Below are 15,320 nucleotides of genomic sequence, written 5' to 3' on the forward strand. Positions count from 1 at the left end.
GTTTAAAATCATAGTTGTTATCAACATATATACTACTATACTACTTTTTCTTTTAAAATTTAAAATTAAAATGATGATTATGATAGCCTGTTAATATCTGGTAAAACTTATTTTAAGATAACTTGACTTTGTTAGATACTAATAGTTGTTGACAATCTATAAATATAAAATAGCAATGAAAATCAAGCTATTAAAAAAGTTATCAGTATGCGTTGATAACCTATTTCAACAGCTATTTATTGATAAGTTTATGTAAATTTAATGTTAACTAAAACGAAAGATTTCTTAAAAATCGGATTACAGTTTCTTATAATAATATTCGCTTTGTATTTAAAAAGATTGTAATGTGAAAATTCCTTTATTGAGCAAATTTAGAATTGCTTATTTGTTAACATATTATTAGCACTTTATAACTAATTTCATACTACTAATAAACAACGGAAATAAATCATAATAGAAACAATGTTGTAAAGCTTTGATTTTTTGTGGTGAACTTATGGATGTTGTACCTTTGATTATAGTTGTAAGATTCCCAATTGCTTATAATTGTGGTTCATATAAAAGAACTAAACCATGATATGGGACCTAAATGATTTATTGATGGTAAAAATAATTTTTAGGGCAAATAACATATCTGTAGGAAGAGGAGTCTAAATATCATCTTCCAAAACAATTTAAATTTATACAGATGAAAATAGCTATAGGAAATGATCACGCAGGTACAGATTATAAACTTGCAGTCATAGGTTTATTAAAATCAAAGGATATTGAAGTGGTCAACTACGGAACAGATGGCTCTGATAGTGTGGATTACCCTGATTTTGTGCATCCGGTCGCCCAAGATGTCGAAGAAGGTAATGTAGACTATGGTATTATTATTTGTGGCAGTGGTAACGGCGCTTCCATGACGGCCAATAAGCACCAAAAAGTGAGAGCCGCCTTGTGTTGGACCAAAGAAATTGTAGAATTGGCCAGAGAACATAACAATGCCAATATTTTAAGTTTACCTGCAAGATATATTGCACTTCAACAAGCTTTGGAAATGGTAGATGTTTTCTTAAAAACGCCTTTCGCCGGTGGAAGACATGAAAGGAGAATAGATAAGATACCCTGTAATTAGATTGTAGGCGAAATGGGTCACGGACACAATCATCACGGCCATGGGCATGCCCACCCAAAAGTTGAGGGTAAAAACCTTATAATTTCTATACTTCTTAATATTCTTATTACTGCATCTCAGGTAGTGGGTGGTTTAATTTCGGGAAGTTTAGCATTACTGTCCGATGCACTTCATAATTTCAGTGATGTTCTATCACTAATTGTTAGTTACATAGCAAACGTACTTTCAAAGAAAAAAGCATCCACAACAAAAACCTTTGGTTACAAAAGAGCTGAAATTATAGCTGCTTTTGTCAACTCGGCTACATTGATAATTGTGGCCATCATTCTGATTAAAGAGGCAATTGAACGTTTTATTTCTCCAGAGGAAGTGGAATCAAATTTGGTTATATGGCTTTCCTTATTGGGTATCCTTGCCAATGGTTTCAGTGTTTTTCTTATTAAGAAGGATTCGAAGAAAAATATGAACATGAAATCCGCCTACCTTCATTTGTTAACGGACATGTTAGCGTCTGTAGCAGTTTTAACAGGAGGGTTGTTAATGAAGTTCTATGAAATCTATTGGGTAGATCCTTTATTAACTTTAATCATTGCTATCTACTTAATTTATATGGGTTTTGATCTATTAAAGGATTCTACCCGTGTTCTCATGTTGTTTACTCCAAATACGATACAAGTACAACATATTGTGCAAACCATAACCAATTTAGAATCCGTTAAAAACGTACACCATGTTCATATTTGGCAGTTGAATGAGGATGAAGTCCATTTGGAAGCCCATATCGATTTTACCTTGGATATAAGACTTTCAGAATTTGATAAAATTTTAAGTCAAATAGAGGAGGAGCTATACCATAAGCACGGTATAACACATCTAAATATTCAACCGGAATTTGGTAAGTGCGATAGTAAACATGTCATCGTTCAAGATTGATGATTTAATAAAATGAAAACGTATAAATCAAAAATCAGCTGGGGCCTTATAGTAATTCCCACATTATTTTTCGTAGGAATCATAGTATATATGATAATAACAAAAGAGAAACAGTCTGAAATTTTATCGGCCGGTGTTGTATTCTTTTTCATTTTACTATTTATTTATTATCTCTTCACCAATACTGTTTATACCATTAAAAATAGAATACTATATGTGAAATGTGGTTTTTTGTATCGAAAACACCTGGATATTTCCAGGATAAAATCAGTAAGGAAAACCAATGATATAATCTCCGCGCCCGCCGCATCGATCGATCGACTACAAATAGCCTACGATGAATTTGGAATTTTGATTATTTCACCAAAAAACGAACAAGGTTTTATTAAAGAACTTTTAAGTGTTAATCCACAAATTATTGATAGAAAAAGCTAATGCATATAGAAGTTAAAAAATTTAAGGAGCTAACTGTTCATGAGCTTTACGGTTTGTTACAATTACGGAGCGAAGTTTTTGTGGTGGAGCAGGATTGTGTATATCAAGATTTGGACGGAAAGGATAAAAAAGCAATCCATGTCATCGGTAAAAAAAACAATGTAATTGTGGCCTATACCAGGATATTTAGTCCTGGCGACTATTTTAAGGAAGCTAGTATAGGTAGGGTAGTGGTTAAAAAAAGTGAGCGACAATATGGTTATGGAAAGGTAATTATGAGAGCCTCTATTAAGGCGGTGGAAGAACAATTAAATACCACAAAAATTAGACTTTCCGCCCAAACCTATTTATTAAAGTTTTATAATTCTTTGGGTTTTACAACCGAAGGAGAAGGATATTTGGAAGATGGTATTCCCCACATTTCAATGATAAAAAAATAAAGGGACTCTGAAAGAGTCCCTTTATCACTAAGTATTTTTTTGTTAAATTAAATTTTAATAGGTTGCTTATTGCTGAGATTAATATCTTCTAACATGGTATCCGTAAACTTATAGTGTCCTCGGGTAGTAATAATTCTAAATCGGTTAGAATTCATTCGGCTCAAGGTATCCAAGAAAAGCCATTTCGTTTTTAAAAGTCTTGGCTTTTCAGATTTTAAACTGATATCAAAAAAATATTTTCTTCCATTTTTTATCGCTACAATATCTGGGGTAATTTTTTCTTCTGCACCTTTTCTACTGTAGGATTTAGGCTTCTCATAACCCTCCATATCAGCTTTTATATTTTCGAAACCGGTGGCTTCTAAATGATGTATTGATTTTTCTAAAAACTCTGTATTATCTGACTTGTCTAACTTTACCATACTTGATAAGATAGAAAAAAAAAGGAGAATTCCAAAATTCAAGCACTGATTAACAGCTTTTTAACCTATTTGACAAGAAATTAAAGCAAATTTTTGGCAATACCACTTTCCAATAAATAATTTAATCGCAAAATAAGATTAATGGGTTTCTCTGCTTTGTTGTTTTTAGAATGGTACAAATAGCCCTCGGTTCTTGGATTTAAGCCTTCAAACATTATTTTTCCGTGAGGTAAGGAGTCATATTTATAGTTCTTGCTGATACTGGACTGTGTTATTCCTTTTTTCCTTAGAACATTGATTAGTTTTTCACGGTTGACAAAAGTGATTTGACATGAAGTAAACACAGCCGGCTCGTCTTCGTAAATGGAGGTAACCAGGGCATAAAAATCAGTTGTCTTTGAGGCATCAAACAACCAACCTTGTCTCAAAGATTTATTTTTTAAATAGAGAAGTTCAAAAGCAAAAGTGGGAAGGCTTTCATTTATATAATCCAGCTGTGCCTTTTCATCAATATGGAATATTTTATTGGACGTTTCTTGCTTAAATAAAACATCTATACCCTGGAATTGTTGGGCGCTATCATGTATACGTTCAAAATGATAGTTCTTCAAATATTTTGAATAATATTTATCGAGTAAAATGGATAGCTTTTTTTCCTTTTCCAGATCTGATTTAAATGTACTTTTCAAACCTGAATATTTTAAGCATTTATTTTTTCATACAATGCAGTACCAATTCTTTCAACAATACCTACGACCAAGGCATTGCCCATAAAAAAGGCTCTTTTGGTATCGCTTATACCCTGTAATTGGGTGTGATTGTCCGGAAACATATTTAGACGCTCCAGTTCAACAGGTGTCAAACGGCGCATCCCTTTTGGGGTTTTAACTACATGTTTAAATCGAGAAGGACTTCTTCCTCCTTCCCCTGTAATGATTGTTCGCGAAGCGTTGTCAAGGGCATCCGGAAATATCATAGCACCTTCACTGTAGTTATAGCTAAATCCACTTTTTGCAGTTCTAACTTCTTTTTTTGAACCTTTTAAATATTCCCACTTCGGTAAATCATTTGCATCGATATAAAATTCCTGGCTTATTTTGCTATTCTGAAGGATATCACCCAAAACAATCTTTTTACCATCATATGAAGGCAAGGTTTTAATGGTAGTTACTTTACCATCAATAAAAACTCCTGTATTTTGAAAAGGAGATAGTTTTTCTTTTACATTGAAATTTTCGGAAAGCTCGACCAAATCACCTTCAATGATAAACTCTTTAAGATTTGAAGTAGTGGAATTTAAGGGAAACGCACCCGCCAACACACCTTTTTTTAGCATCCATTCCAAGGAATTCTCTTTTCTAATGTTATCGTAAATACGTGTGCTTTTATGATAACCAATAAAAAAAACACGCCTTCTGCGTTGAGGCATACCATATTCCGCAGCATTGATAACACGCCATTCTACAGCATATCCCAATTCCTCCAAGCTCCTCAACATAATGGCAAAATCACGACCCCGTTGACTGGAAGGTGACTTTAGTAAACGGTCCACATTCTCTAAAAAAAGATATTTTGGAGGGTGTTTTTTTTCGGATAGTATTCTATGGATACTCCACCAAAGCACCCCTTTTTTACCAATAAGGCCTTTGGAATTTTGTAGAGTGGTAGCAACCGAATAGTCTTGGCAAGGGAATCCCCCTACGAGTAAATCTGCATCGGGAATTTCTGAGGTGGGCACTTCTGAGATATCGGAATTACTATGATTTTCAGAACCAAATCGTGCCTCATAGACCATGGAAGCATGCTGTGTTTTGGTGCTAGGTTCCCATTGGTTGCTCCAGACAACCTTATATTTTTCGGTTTGTTCCAACCCAAGGCGAAATCCGCCAACACCGGCAAAAAGTTCTATTACGGTCAGTTTTTTCATGATGGGCTAAGGTAGCCAAATTATAATATGAGATCCAAAAACTATTTCAAGTAAAAAGAAGTGGATTCTTTATTTTTACAAAAAAATGGCATGCGTTTTTCTATTTATTGTTTAGTACTGATATCGATTTTTGGTTGCCAACCCGAACGCAAGGAAGATGTAAACATCCAACCTTATATTGAAGAAATCAAAAATGAATATGCACCAGATAAACGCGTGGCACTTTTTCAGGTAGAACCAAAGGAATTTAATGGGACTTGGGTGATAAAAGGGGAAACCAATCTACCTGATGCAGCAATGGAACTTAAGGAGAGGCTGGAAGACAACAATATAAAATACATAGACAGTCTACAATCGCTTCCTTCGAAAGAACTTGATGGAAAACATAACGCACTTGTAACTATTTCTGTAGCCAATTTGCGAAGCAATCCAAAACATTCTGCCGAATTGGCCACCCAAGCAACCCTTGGCACTCCTGTAAAGGTTTGGAAAAAGGAAGGAGGATGGTTTTATATTCAAACGCCCGACAAGTATTTGGCTTGGGTAAATTCCGGAGAAATTTTTTTAATGTCAGACAATGAGCTAGAAGAATGGATGAACCGAGATAAAATTATTTATACAAAAACCTATGGGCATGCTTATTCCGAAAAGAATACGAAAGAACGAGTTTCAGACCTGGTGGCAGGAAATATTATAGAGGTTGTTGCCAACGAACCTAGTTTCTATAAAGTTAGGTTTCCTGATGGTCGAGAGGCTTTTGTTCCTAAAGAAGAGGCAGAACCGTATAATCAATGGTTAGATGGTTTGGAAAAAAATACAGAATCCCTCGTTTCAACTTCAAAGACCTTAATAGGAGTACCCTACCTATGGGGAGGAACTTCTACGAAAGGTATGGACTGTAGCGGATTTACAAAAACTATTTATTTTCTAAACGGGGTCGTTATACCAAGAGATGCATCGCAACAAGTTCATACAGGGAGATCCATAGATTCTGTAAAGAGTTTTGATCAACTTCAAAAAGGAGATCTATTGTTTTTTGGCAGGAAAGCCACAGATTCTACCGCTGAAAAAGTGGTCCACGTAGGAATGTGGATTGGGAACAATGAATTTATTCATGCATCGGACAGGGTACGTATTAGCAGTATGGACAAGGATGCCGACAATTTTGATGAATACAACTTAAATCGATACCTACGCACCAAACGTGTCTTGAACCAAGAGGACCAAGCTTTGATTAATTTACAGCGCAACTTTACCTTTTTAAGCTCAAACTAAGAACCATTATTTACCAAATACGTGAACCAAATGGGCTTCGTCCGGTTTGCGGTTTTTGCTAAGAATACTTACGACCACATAGGTAAGCATGGACAACAAAAAGGCCGGAATTATCTCATGAATATCCTTCAGGGCCTCATAATTAAATCTGAAAACAAACCTCCAAATGATGTTTGTCAACATTCCAACAATCATAGAGGCTAAGGCACCCAGGTCCGTACCCCATTTTAGATAGAGTCCACCGAAAATAGCAGGGAAAAAGCTAGCTGCAAATACTGCTCCTGCAAAGGCCGTTAACTCAACAATACCGGCAATAGGGTAAAGTGTCAATAAAAACACCATTAAGCAATAAAAGGCCATGAACCATTTGGTTCTAGGTATTATTTTGGATTCCTTCATGGGCTTGGCCACATGCCAAATATCCTTGACAAATGCCGTTCCGATAATGATGATGACCGAAGCCAAAGAAGACATACCCGCAGCGAATAACCCCGCTACACAGATGCCGCTCACCAATTTATTGTCAAACTTATCCAGCATAAATCCAACTACCTCATCCGTATGGTTTATAAGATAGTTGGCTTCTTCAGGCGTTGTCATGCCATGCACCAAAGCTCCTAGGCCCATGACACAAACCAGGGAAACACCTAAAAAAACAGGTGTCCATATCATGGCGAACCGCATACTTTTGGAATTATTGACCGAATAGAAACGAATAAGGTTCTTGGGTTCCGATATTTGCTTCATCCCTACGGCAAGACCGATTCCAAGGATGTATAGGAACGAGACCAATTCCCCAAAGGTTACCAACCCGGATTTGATAGGGGTACCCGCCTTGGTCAAGTGTTCTGTATTTGAGATGGTTTCAAACAGATTATCCACCCCGCCGACATACATAAAAGGAATGGCCAACATTAAAATGGCCACCCCGAACATGATGATGCCCTGTATGGCATCGGTCCATAAAACACTATACATACCACCCCAAATGGTATAGGCACAGGTTACGGCAATAATGGCGAAAGAACCGTATGCATAAGGAATATCCAATACGGAGGTTAATACATGGGCGCAGCCCTTGGCTATGCCTACCATATACCAAAGGGTTGCGAAAAGGATGATTAAAGCGGAAAGTACTCTTATGGTTTGCGCCAAGGAACTTTTATAGCGTAAATGAAAATAATCGGGGATGGTAAAGGATTTTAATCTAGCGGTTTGAAATCGCATTTTGGGCCCTAAAAGTTGCCATGAGATAACACAGAAAAAAGTCCAAATAAAACCCATCCAAGCCCACGAGAGGCCAAATTCAAAGGACTTTCCAGCCTGGCCTATATAAGTATTGGTACTGGCCGAGGTCGAAAAAAAAGCCAGCGAAATTACCCAGCCCGGTATTTCCCTTTTGGCCACATAAAAACCTTCAACCCCCTGAGAGGCCTTTTTCTTGAAAAACCACCCAATGTACAAACAACCACCTACATATAGCGTGGTTAAAATGAGGGTTACATAGTGTTCGTAAAAGTATTCCATCAGTGCTCCGGATTATGGTCGTTTTCCTCTACATGAATATCCCTTCTAAGGACAAGTATCGCATTGATGATGACTAGAATTAAAATTCCCATATAGGGAACCCAGGTTAGAAAATCCATAATTCTTTTAATTGGTTAGAAATAACTTCTTCACTTCGTTTTTGGTGACCTTTCCAAGAACATTTCTCGGCAATTCTTTTTCGAGGATAAACTTCCTAGGAATTTTATATCCGGGCAGTTGGGATTTTAACCAAACAGAAAGCTCTTTGGTGTCGAGCCCTGACGAAGTTGGCACAATACAAGCGCCTATAACCTCTCCCCACTCTTCATTGGGCAATCCAACAACGGCGCAATCGTTTATCAAATCATGTTTGCGCATAACATCCTCAATTTCCAAGGCCGAAATCTTATACCCGCCGGACTTTATAATGTCCACACTGTCCCTGCCCAAAATTTTATAAAGACCATCGTTGAACATACCGATATCTCCCGTAATGAACCAGCCGTCTTCTGTAAACGCTTTTTCCGTTGCATCGGGTTTTTGCCAGTATTCCTTAAAAACACTAGGGCCTTTAATCTGAAATTCCCCGGGTTCGTTGGCTTCTACCGGATTATTGTCTTGGTCTACCAAGCGCATTTCAACCGTTGGCAAGGGCAAGCCCACATGGCCAGGTCTTCGCTCCCCTCGATAGGAATTGGATAGTCCCATGCCAATTTCCGTCATTCCATAACGTTCCAAAAGTGTTTGGCCGGAAATGGACCTCCATTTTTCCAGAACAGGAACCGGTAGCGCGGCTGATCCAGAAACCATCAACCTAAGCTTGGATGCTGCTTCGGACATCTTTTTCTTTTCCTCTTCGTTTGCGTCGTCCCAAAAGGCAATTAGCTTGTAATAAATCGTAGGGACGGCCATAAAAAGGGTGAGCCTTCCAGAGCAAATAATTTCCCAAACCTTTTCATCATTGAACTTTGGCAAAAACTCACAACATGCCCCGCTCCAAAGTGCACAGCTCATCACATTGATAATTCCATGGACATGATGTAAGGGAAGAATATTAAGAATGTAGTCGTCCTTTTCCCATTCCCAGGCCTCTACCAAGGCCGTAATTTGTGCCTCAATATTGGCATGTGTCGTTACGACTCCTTTGGGCTTGCTTGTCGTCCCACTGGTATATAAGACCATGGCTCTTCGGTCCGGGGATATATCAGGCAGAGCGGACTTATTTTCAGTAAACATCTCTTCCATGGGAACAACAGAAATTCCCAGGTCAGCCTCTAAAGGTTTCAAAAATGTAATAAAATCCTCGTGGGCAATTACCATTTCAGCTTGGGTATCCTCCACAACATACTGGATGGACGGTAAGGGATGAAGAACGCACAAAGGCACGGCTATTCCGCCAGCCTTCCATATTCCCCACTGAATCGCCGTATATTCAAAAGAGGGAGGTACCAAAAAGGTGATTCTACCCTCATTTAAATCTGTGGAATTACCTAACAAATTAGAAGCTACAGCATTGGAAGAAGCTATAAGCTGGTCGTAGGTATAATCTTGATTATTGGAGGATATAGCCTTTCTTTCGCCAAAAGTTTTGGCGCGCTCAAATAGTTTTAACATCGTTGGTCAGTTTGTTCTTAAGCCATTAGCGCAAAGCAAAGGCAATGATTTTATTCCCTTTTTTGGTTCCTATTTTCTCCCCACCACAAGCAATGGCAATATACTGTTTTCCATTAAACTCATACATGGCGGGCGTGGCGAATGCCGGAGCCGGCAGCTCATATTCCCAAAGAAGAGTGCCATTTTCCTTATCAAAAGCCCTGAAAAACCCATCTTTTGTCGCTGCAATGAACAATAGACCGTTTTTCGTAACCACGGCACCCCCATAGTTTTCTGTACCTGTGCCCATACCCCTTTCCCCCAATTCTGGAGTATTGCCCAAGGGAATGGACCACTTGTAATTACCTGTATTTAAATCTATGGCATGCATGGTGCCCCAAGGAGGATCAATGGCGGGAAGACCATTGCTGTCCAAGAATTTGGTATATCCGGCATGTTTATATTTTTCTTCTGTTTCGGTATTTTGCGCAATCTCATCCGCAACGGTGTGCTTTATTTCTTCATCAAAAAGAAACAGTAGCAAAGCGTCCATCTCTTCCTTGGAAAGCTGGGGAAAACCGGTCATCATTCCTTTTCCGTTGGTAATGATCTGTGAAACTTCGTTTTTTTCCTTTCGTAGTTGTAAGTCAAGTAAAGAAGGATAACCACTGCCCTCATTTCCTTTTCTATCGGGTTGATGACAGGACACGCAATATTTTTGATAGGTACTTTCGCCCAAGGGGCCATTATAGGCCTCTTCATTATTTTCAACAACACCCAGCATCCAAGCCATTTCGTTGGAATTAACATAAAGAATTCCCTCTTCGGGATCTACGGAGGCCCCACCCCATTCTGCAGCCCCGTCATAACCAGGCAACAATAGAACAGGAGCAATATTTGGTGGGGCGTAAAACCTTTTGTCTGCCGAAGCAAAGACGTCCAACAACTCCTCTTTGTTTTCTGCAAACGGACTAATATTCGCTTCGGTGAGTTCTTGGGAAAGCCTCGCAAAGGGTTTTGGACTTTTGGGTATGGGTTGCGTAGGCCAAGTTTCTTCCCCTTCCAATTCCGATTTGGGAAATGGTATTTCCTCTATATCAAAAAGGGGCTCGCCTGTTAATCGGTTAAACACAAAAACATATCCCTGTTTGGTCACCTGGGCCACAGTGGGAATTTTTTCACCACCCCTTTCTACCATAAGAAGATTGGGTGGAGCGGGTGGGTCCCGATCCCAAATATCATGATGGGTAAACTGAAAGTGCCAAAGCCGTTCTCCCGTATTGGCGTTTAAGGCTAAGAGCGAGTTGGAAAATAAGTTCTGCCCAAGCCGGACTCCTCCGTAAAAGTCGGGCGCAGCGGAGCCAGTGGGCACATAAATGATTTCAGCCTTCTCGTCTACGGCCATGCCGGCCCAATTATTGGCAGCCCCCACAAGGGGGCTTTTATAGGCCGTAGAATCTTCCCAGGTCTCGTAGCCAAATTCACCGGGACGAGGTATGGTGTGAAAGGACCATTCCAACTTGCCGGTAATGATGTTGAAAGCCATTATATCTCCTGGAGCCGCTCCCACTCCTTCCGATACCCGAAGCGGCATTACGATCAAGTCCTTAAAAACAGTGCCCGGGGTATTGGAGATGACAAACTTGTTTTGGGCACTTTCATCCATACCTGAGCGTAAATCAATTCTGCCATTCTCACCAAAGGACGCTATGGGCTTACCGCTTAAGGCATCCAAGGCATAGAGATAAGCACCACGGGTACAAAGAATTCTTTTGTCCTCTCCATTGGACCAATAGGAAACGCCACGACTCGTAGAATGCCAAACTTTAACGGAATCCCCAAACTGCCATAGTTCCTCTCCAGTTCCTGAATGGAGGGCCACTACCCTTAAGGCAGCAGTCACGCCATATAGGATAGAATCCACCACTATGGGGTTCATTTGCATTTGCCCCCAATCCTCCGCCTCATAGGTCCAAGCCACTTTAAGCGTTTCTACATTTTCTTTGTTTATTTGGGACAACGTGGAAAAATGGGTTCTTCCCGCATCGCCCAAATAGGAAGACCAAGTGGCATATTCCTTTTTTGCTGTCGATACTGTTTTCTCCGTTTCGCAGGAAACTAAAACGAGGGAAAGTAAAAAGACTGCACTTATTTTAATTGGCACCGCCAAAGGGCATATTACCCCGAGGCTTGCCTCGAAATCAAAAATTTGTTTCTTGCGAATGCCTTGTGGGATCGCCCCAAGGTAGTTTACTATTTTCATGAAGAGTAGAGTTTGAAATAAAGATAGCCAAAAGCCTAAAAGTAAGCAGCTAAAATTCTTTTGACGGCTGGTTTATAGGAGTTCCCAAATAGGTTTAAATGCACTAGGAGATAGTACAATTTATACAAATCCGTTCGTTCGTTTTCACCCGGTTCAGGAGAAATGACTTCCCTATATGCCCTGTAAAAGGAATCCCCAAAGCCTCCAAAAAGCTTCGTCATGGCAATATCTACTTCGTAATGACCCCGATAAATCGCGGGGTCGATTAAAAAGGGTGTCCCATGGTTTGAAATCAAATAATTACCGCTCCACAAATCCCCATGCAATAAAGAAGGGAATACTTCGGGAAACATATCGGTACAGACCACCATCATCGTATCTTCTGAAGGAATTTCATCCTTACCCAATAACCCCTTATCAAAAGCTAATTTTAATTGGGGAAGCATTCGTTCTTCCACATAAAATGTAGTCCAGTCCAAATGCTTTTTGTTGGATTGGGGCAAACTGCCTATAAAATTATCTTCCTCCAGCCCAAACTCATTTTTAACCGATGCTTGGTGTAGTTTTGCAAGTTGGCGCCCAAAAAGAGCCATGTCCTCAATATTCGCTCTTTTACTCTCAATGTATTCCATTAGGATAAAGGCACCGTCTTTGTACGGTTCAACCTGAAAGGGCTGTGGTGCGGCTATGGCTCCTGTTTTCAACAGGGCATGAAGTGCATTTTTTTCCGCTGTGAACATAGATAATGCCATTTTTTCGGCATTAAGCTTACAAAAGAACCTTTCGTTTTCGGACTCCAACAGAAATGCCCTGGATATATCCCCTCCGGAAAGCGGCGAAACTCGCTCTATTTTTGTGCATAGAATATAGTTAAGATGTTCTATTAGCTCTTTGTCCAAAACGATTATAATTTAAAGACCATATCCTTTCTGGCGATTTGAAAGCCCTCTTCCAATACTTTTTGAGTCTGTTGGGATTCCCTGTTCAACAAAGGATTGGTGTGGTTGAAGTGGATAAAATGAATTTTATTTTTTTCCAATAACGAAAGCCCTTGGAATAGCTGCATACTTTCAATGACGAAAGGATGGGGTATTTCTGAAATATCCCGATAATTTATTTCTTCGGCATCATAAAAAGTGGCATCGACCAAGGCATAGTCCACGTTTTTTATTTTTTCCTTAATATCCTTTTCCCACCTCTCCCATTTATCAATATCCGGAATAAAAAGTAAGGTTTTATTCGGCCCTAGTATCTTGTAGCCTACGGTTTCCGAATATTCATCACGATGAGGTACGGTAAAAGGGATTACCGTCAGTTGTTCCGAAAGAGATATTGCTTTTTCATTTTCAGCTTGAACAAGTCGTATGTTGTTATTTGTGACCAATTGGCCCCATGGCCCGTTTTCACTCAAGAACCGATGCATTTTAGGCATTGTATATACCGGGATATTTTTCGTGTTTGCCGCTTCCTTGCCCAAATACATGAGCCCGCTATAGTGGCCAATATGGGCATGGGTAAGAAAAATACCATCTGGATAATCGTTTTCCTTGAACGGCGTATTCAACCTTAAATCCCTAAGTTGTTTGGGCATATCGGGCGTGGCCTCTACAAGGAATGTTTTGTTGTTATTGAAATCTACAATCCCTAGGGACACCACCTTTCTAGACCGTTCACCGGTTTCAAAAAGATGGGCACAACACTTTTTTTCACAGGCGATATGTGGACTGCCCGCATCTTGAACCGCTCCCAAAACATACACGTTCAATCCTTTCTGTTGACGGTCAACAGGGGAAAGCTGCCCAAAAAACAGATGGGGAACCAGTAAAAAAAGAACGAGTTGGATAACAGTGAACTTCAATAGGGAAAACTTAGTTGTTATAAAACGCGCGAATATCTTCGGACAGTTGTATAAGGTCGGGTTCATGTGTGTACATCATGTGGCCGGCCTCATAATATTTCATGGAAACCTTTTCGGTTACAATCCCGTTTCTTGCAAAGGTGTATTCGGCATCAAAAAACGGCGTAATAAGGTCGTAGTACCCGTTGGCGACCATTACCTTCATTTCTGGGTTGCGCCTCATGGTCTCCCCAAGAAAAGGAGCCGTGTTCACAGGCATCGGTTCCCAGTATTGACCATCTGGTACAGTGCGCCATCGCCATCCGTCGCCACCACCGGAGGTAATGTAAGGTCGGTCCATGTCAACTTTTAAATCGGATGCAAAATAATGGTTGATTCCCGCCGTATAGGCCGCGCCGATTTGGTAGCTTGCCGGGTCTCCTAGGTGGGGACGTTCGGCCACATCATCGGATTCATCGCCCATAAACCTTCCGTCCAATCGACCAATGGCCAAACCGTGGTCCTCCAAGAGTTTTTTCTGAAATCGTTCTACGAGAATGCGCAAGTCGGATTTAAGTATATAGTCCTTGTCTAGCCCCGTAAAATAATTGAGCTTCTCGGCTATGTCATTCCTCTCGGCATTGTTCAGGAGGTTGCCCTTGTAAAGGGCTTTGGTGTAATCACCATAGGTAAATTCCCTGCACTCCCTTACAAAATCGGTCAAGGTTTTTCCCTGTCCCGCCTTTTTATGGTACCAAGCAGTGGCCGCCATACTTGGTAAATAGGTGATATAGGAAGTGATGTTATAATGGATCGAGGTAGAACCGGCATAATCCAAGGCCTGGGAAATAAGGATCATACCGTTGAGCGCCATATTTTGACCCGAGCCCTCCAAGGCCTTGCCCAAATAGGCGGCCCTTGTGGTACCGTAACTTTCACCGGCCAAATATTTGGGAGAGAACCAGCGCCCGTTATCGGTGACCCATTTCCGTATAAATTGAGCAAAGGAAGCGACATCCTCATTGAGGCCATAAAAGTCCTTTCCTTTTCCTTTTCCCACCAATTGACTATACCCTGTGCCCACGGGATCAATAAAAACAAGATCGGTAAGGTCTAAAAGGCCATGTTCATTAGCCACAAGGTTATAAGGAGCGGCTCCATCGTCTTTCTTGGCATCTGAATCCACTTTTATGATTTTGGGCCCAAAAAGCCCCATGTGTAGCCATACGGAGGCCGAACCCGGACCACCATTAAAAATAAAGGTGACAGGTCTTGTTTTAACATCCCCTACAGGGTTTTTGGTGTAGGCAACCGACCAGAAAGTAGCTATGGAGTCCCCTGCTTTATTGGTCAAAAAGGTTTCCTTGGCCGTCGCTTTATAATTGACGGTCCTCCCTCCAAAAACACCTTGATGCATGGTTTCAAACGTCCTTGCCTTGGGAATAGGTTTTGCGGTTTCTTCTTTATCATCGGTCTGCGAAAGGACAAAAAGACTTGAGGTAAACAAGAGGGTAAAAAGCGATAATTTTTTCATAGGATATGGCTCTA

Annotated in this window: 14 protein-coding genes; 5 read left to right on the plus strand and 9 right to left on the minus strand. The window is 40.1% G+C overall.

The annotated features are described in order from the left end of the window. Positions 1-688: 688 nt before the first annotated feature. From rpiB to PP182_RS04110, 4 genes are read left to right on the plus strand one after another with little or no spacing between them, the layout of a single operon-like run. A complete protein-coding gene (gene rpiB / locus PP182_RS04095; protein WP_272650063.1) occupies positions 689-1,120 on the plus strand; it encodes a ribose 5-phosphate isomerase B in 432 nt (143 codons plus the stop codon). Between the two features lie 12 nt (positions 1,121-1,132). Further along, positions 1,133-2,053: a cation diffusion facilitator family transporter gene (locus tag PP182_RS04100; protein WP_272650064.1), complete on the plus strand. Its 921-nt coding sequence runs from the start codon at positions 1,133-1,135 to the stop codon at positions 2,051-2,053. 12 nt (positions 2,054-2,065) lie between these two features. Beyond that, on the plus strand, positions 2,066-2,488 hold the full coding sequence (locus tag PP182_RS04105; protein ID WP_272650065.1) for a PH domain-containing protein: 423 nt from the start codon (positions 2,066-2,068) through the stop codon (positions 2,486-2,488). Then, positions 2,488-2,928 (plus strand): GNAT family N-acetyltransferase, encoded by a 441-nt coding sequence (locus tag PP182_RS04110; protein WP_272650066.1) that lies wholly within the window; start codon positions 2,488-2,490, stop codon positions 2,926-2,928. The genes PP182_RS04105 and PP182_RS04110 overlap by 1 nt, the downstream gene beginning before the upstream one ends. A gap of 47 nt (positions 2,929-2,975) precedes the next feature. On the opposite strand, the gene PP182_RS04115 is transcribed toward PP182_RS04110, so the two are convergent. The 3 genes from PP182_RS04115 to dcm form a co-directional block, all read right to left on the minus strand. Next, the gene (locus PP182_RS04115; RefSeq protein WP_272650067.1) at positions 2,976-3,350 is read right to left on the minus strand and encodes a hypothetical protein; all 375 of its coding nucleotides are present in this window, start codon (positions 3,348-3,350) and stop codon (positions 2,976-2,978) included. 80 nt (positions 3,351-3,430) lie between these two features. Then, positions 3,431-4,039, minus strand: coding sequence for a hypothetical protein (locus PP182_RS04120; protein ID WP_272650068.1), 609 nt, complete (start codon positions 4,037-4,039; stop codon positions 3,431-3,433). A gap of 11 nt (positions 4,040-4,050) precedes the next feature. After that, the gene (dcm, locus tag PP182_RS04125) at positions 4,051-5,277 is read right to left on the minus strand and encodes a DNA (cytosine-5-)-methyltransferase (RefSeq protein ID WP_272650069.1); all 1,227 of its coding nucleotides are present in this window, start codon (positions 5,275-5,277) and stop codon (positions 4,051-4,053) included. 90 nt (positions 5,278-5,367) lie between these two features. On the opposite strand from dcm, the gene PP182_RS04130 reads away from it, so the two are divergent. Beyond that, positions 5,368-6,552 carry a C40 family peptidase gene (locus tag PP182_RS04130; protein WP_272650070.1) on the plus strand — a complete coding sequence of 395 codons (1,185 nt, stop codon included), beginning with the start codon at positions 5,368-5,370 and terminating at the stop codon, positions 6,550-6,552. 6 nt (positions 6,553-6,558) lie between these two features. On the opposite strand, the gene PP182_RS04135 is transcribed toward PP182_RS04130, so the two are convergent. The 6 genes from PP182_RS04135 to PP182_RS04160 all read right to left on the minus strand — a co-directional run bounded on the left by PP182_RS04135 (position 6,559) and on the right by PP182_RS04160 (position 15,306). Beyond that, positions 6,559-8,079 (minus strand): sodium:solute symporter family protein, encoded by a 1,521-nt coding sequence (locus PP182_RS04135; RefSeq protein ID WP_272650071.1) that lies wholly within the window; start codon positions 8,077-8,079, stop codon positions 6,559-6,561. A gap of 126 nt (positions 8,080-8,205) precedes the next feature. Continuing rightward, positions 8,206-9,693, minus strand: coding sequence for an acyl-CoA synthetase (locus PP182_RS04140; RefSeq protein ID WP_272650072.1), 1,488 nt, complete (start codon positions 9,691-9,693; stop codon positions 8,206-8,208). A gap of 25 nt (positions 9,694-9,718) precedes the next feature. Next, entirely contained in the window at positions 9,719-11,935 is a 2,217-nt protein-coding gene (locus PP182_RS04145; RefSeq protein WP_272650073.1) for an outer membrane protein assembly factor BamB family protein, read from the minus strand. Positions 11,936-11,970: 35 nt separating this feature from the next. Further along, a complete protein-coding gene (locus PP182_RS04150) occupies positions 11,971-12,834 on the minus strand; it encodes a fructosamine kinase family protein (protein ID WP_272650074.1) in 864 nt (287 codons plus the stop codon). Positions 12,835-12,839: 5 nt separating this feature from the next. Continuing rightward, positions 12,840-13,793, minus strand: a complete 954-nt coding sequence (locus tag PP182_RS04155; protein ID WP_272650075.1) for an MBL fold metallo-hydrolase — start codon at positions 13,791-13,793, stop codon at positions 12,840-12,842. A 10-nt stretch (positions 13,794-13,803) separates the two neighbouring features. Further along, entirely contained in the window at positions 13,804-15,306 is a 1,503-nt protein-coding gene (locus PP182_RS04160) for a S10 family peptidase (protein WP_272650076.1), read from the minus strand. Positions 15,307-15,320: the final 14 nt, after the last annotated feature.

Origin of the sequence: Maribacter sp. PR1, assembly GCF_028464145.1 — a bacterium.
In the GTDB taxonomy this organism is placed as follows: Bacteria; Bacteroidota; Bacteroidia; order Flavobacteriales; family Flavobacteriaceae; genus Maribacter.

Bases quoted from the DNA above. Each gene is read 5' to 3' on its own strand.
- rpiB (WP_272650063.1), top strand. From the start codon at position 689: ATGAAAATAGCTATAGGAAATGATCACGCAGGTACAGATTATAAACTT.
- PP182_RS04100 (WP_272650064.1), top strand. From the start codon at position 1,133: ATGGGTCACGGACACAATCATCACGGCCATGGGCATGCCCACCCAAAA.
- PP182_RS04105 (WP_272650065.1), top strand. From the start codon at position 2,066: ATGAAAACGTATAAATCAAAAATCAGCTGGGGCCTTATAGTAATTCCC.
- PP182_RS04110 (WP_272650066.1), top strand. From the start codon at position 2,488: ATGCATATAGAAGTTAAAAAATTTAAGGAGCTAACTGTTCATGAGCTT.
- PP182_RS04115 (WP_272650067.1), bottom strand. From the start codon at position 3,350: ATGGTAAAGTTAGACAAGTCAGATAATACAGAGTTTTTAGAAAAATCA.
- dcm (WP_272650069.1), bottom strand. From the start codon at position 5,277: ATGAAAAAACTGACCGTAATAGAACTTTTTGCCGGTGTTGGCGGATTT.
- PP182_RS04130 (WP_272650070.1), top strand. From the start codon at position 5,368: ATGCGTTTTTCTATTTATTGTTTAGTACTGATATCGATTTTTGGTTGC.
- PP182_RS04135 (WP_272650071.1), bottom strand. From the start codon at position 8,079: ATGGAATACTTTTACGAACACTATGTAACCCTCATTTTAACCACGCTA.
- PP182_RS04140 (WP_272650072.1), bottom strand. From the start codon at position 9,693: ATGTTAAAACTATTTGAGCGCGCCAAAACTTTTGGCGAAAGAAAGGCT.
- PP182_RS04145 (WP_272650073.1), bottom strand. From the start codon at position 11,935: ATGAAAATAGTAAACTACCTTGGGGCGATCCCACAAGGCATTCGCAAG.
- PP182_RS04160 (WP_272650076.1), bottom strand. From the start codon at position 15,306: ATGAAAAAATTATCGCTTTTTACCCTCTTGTTTACCTCAAGTCTTTTT.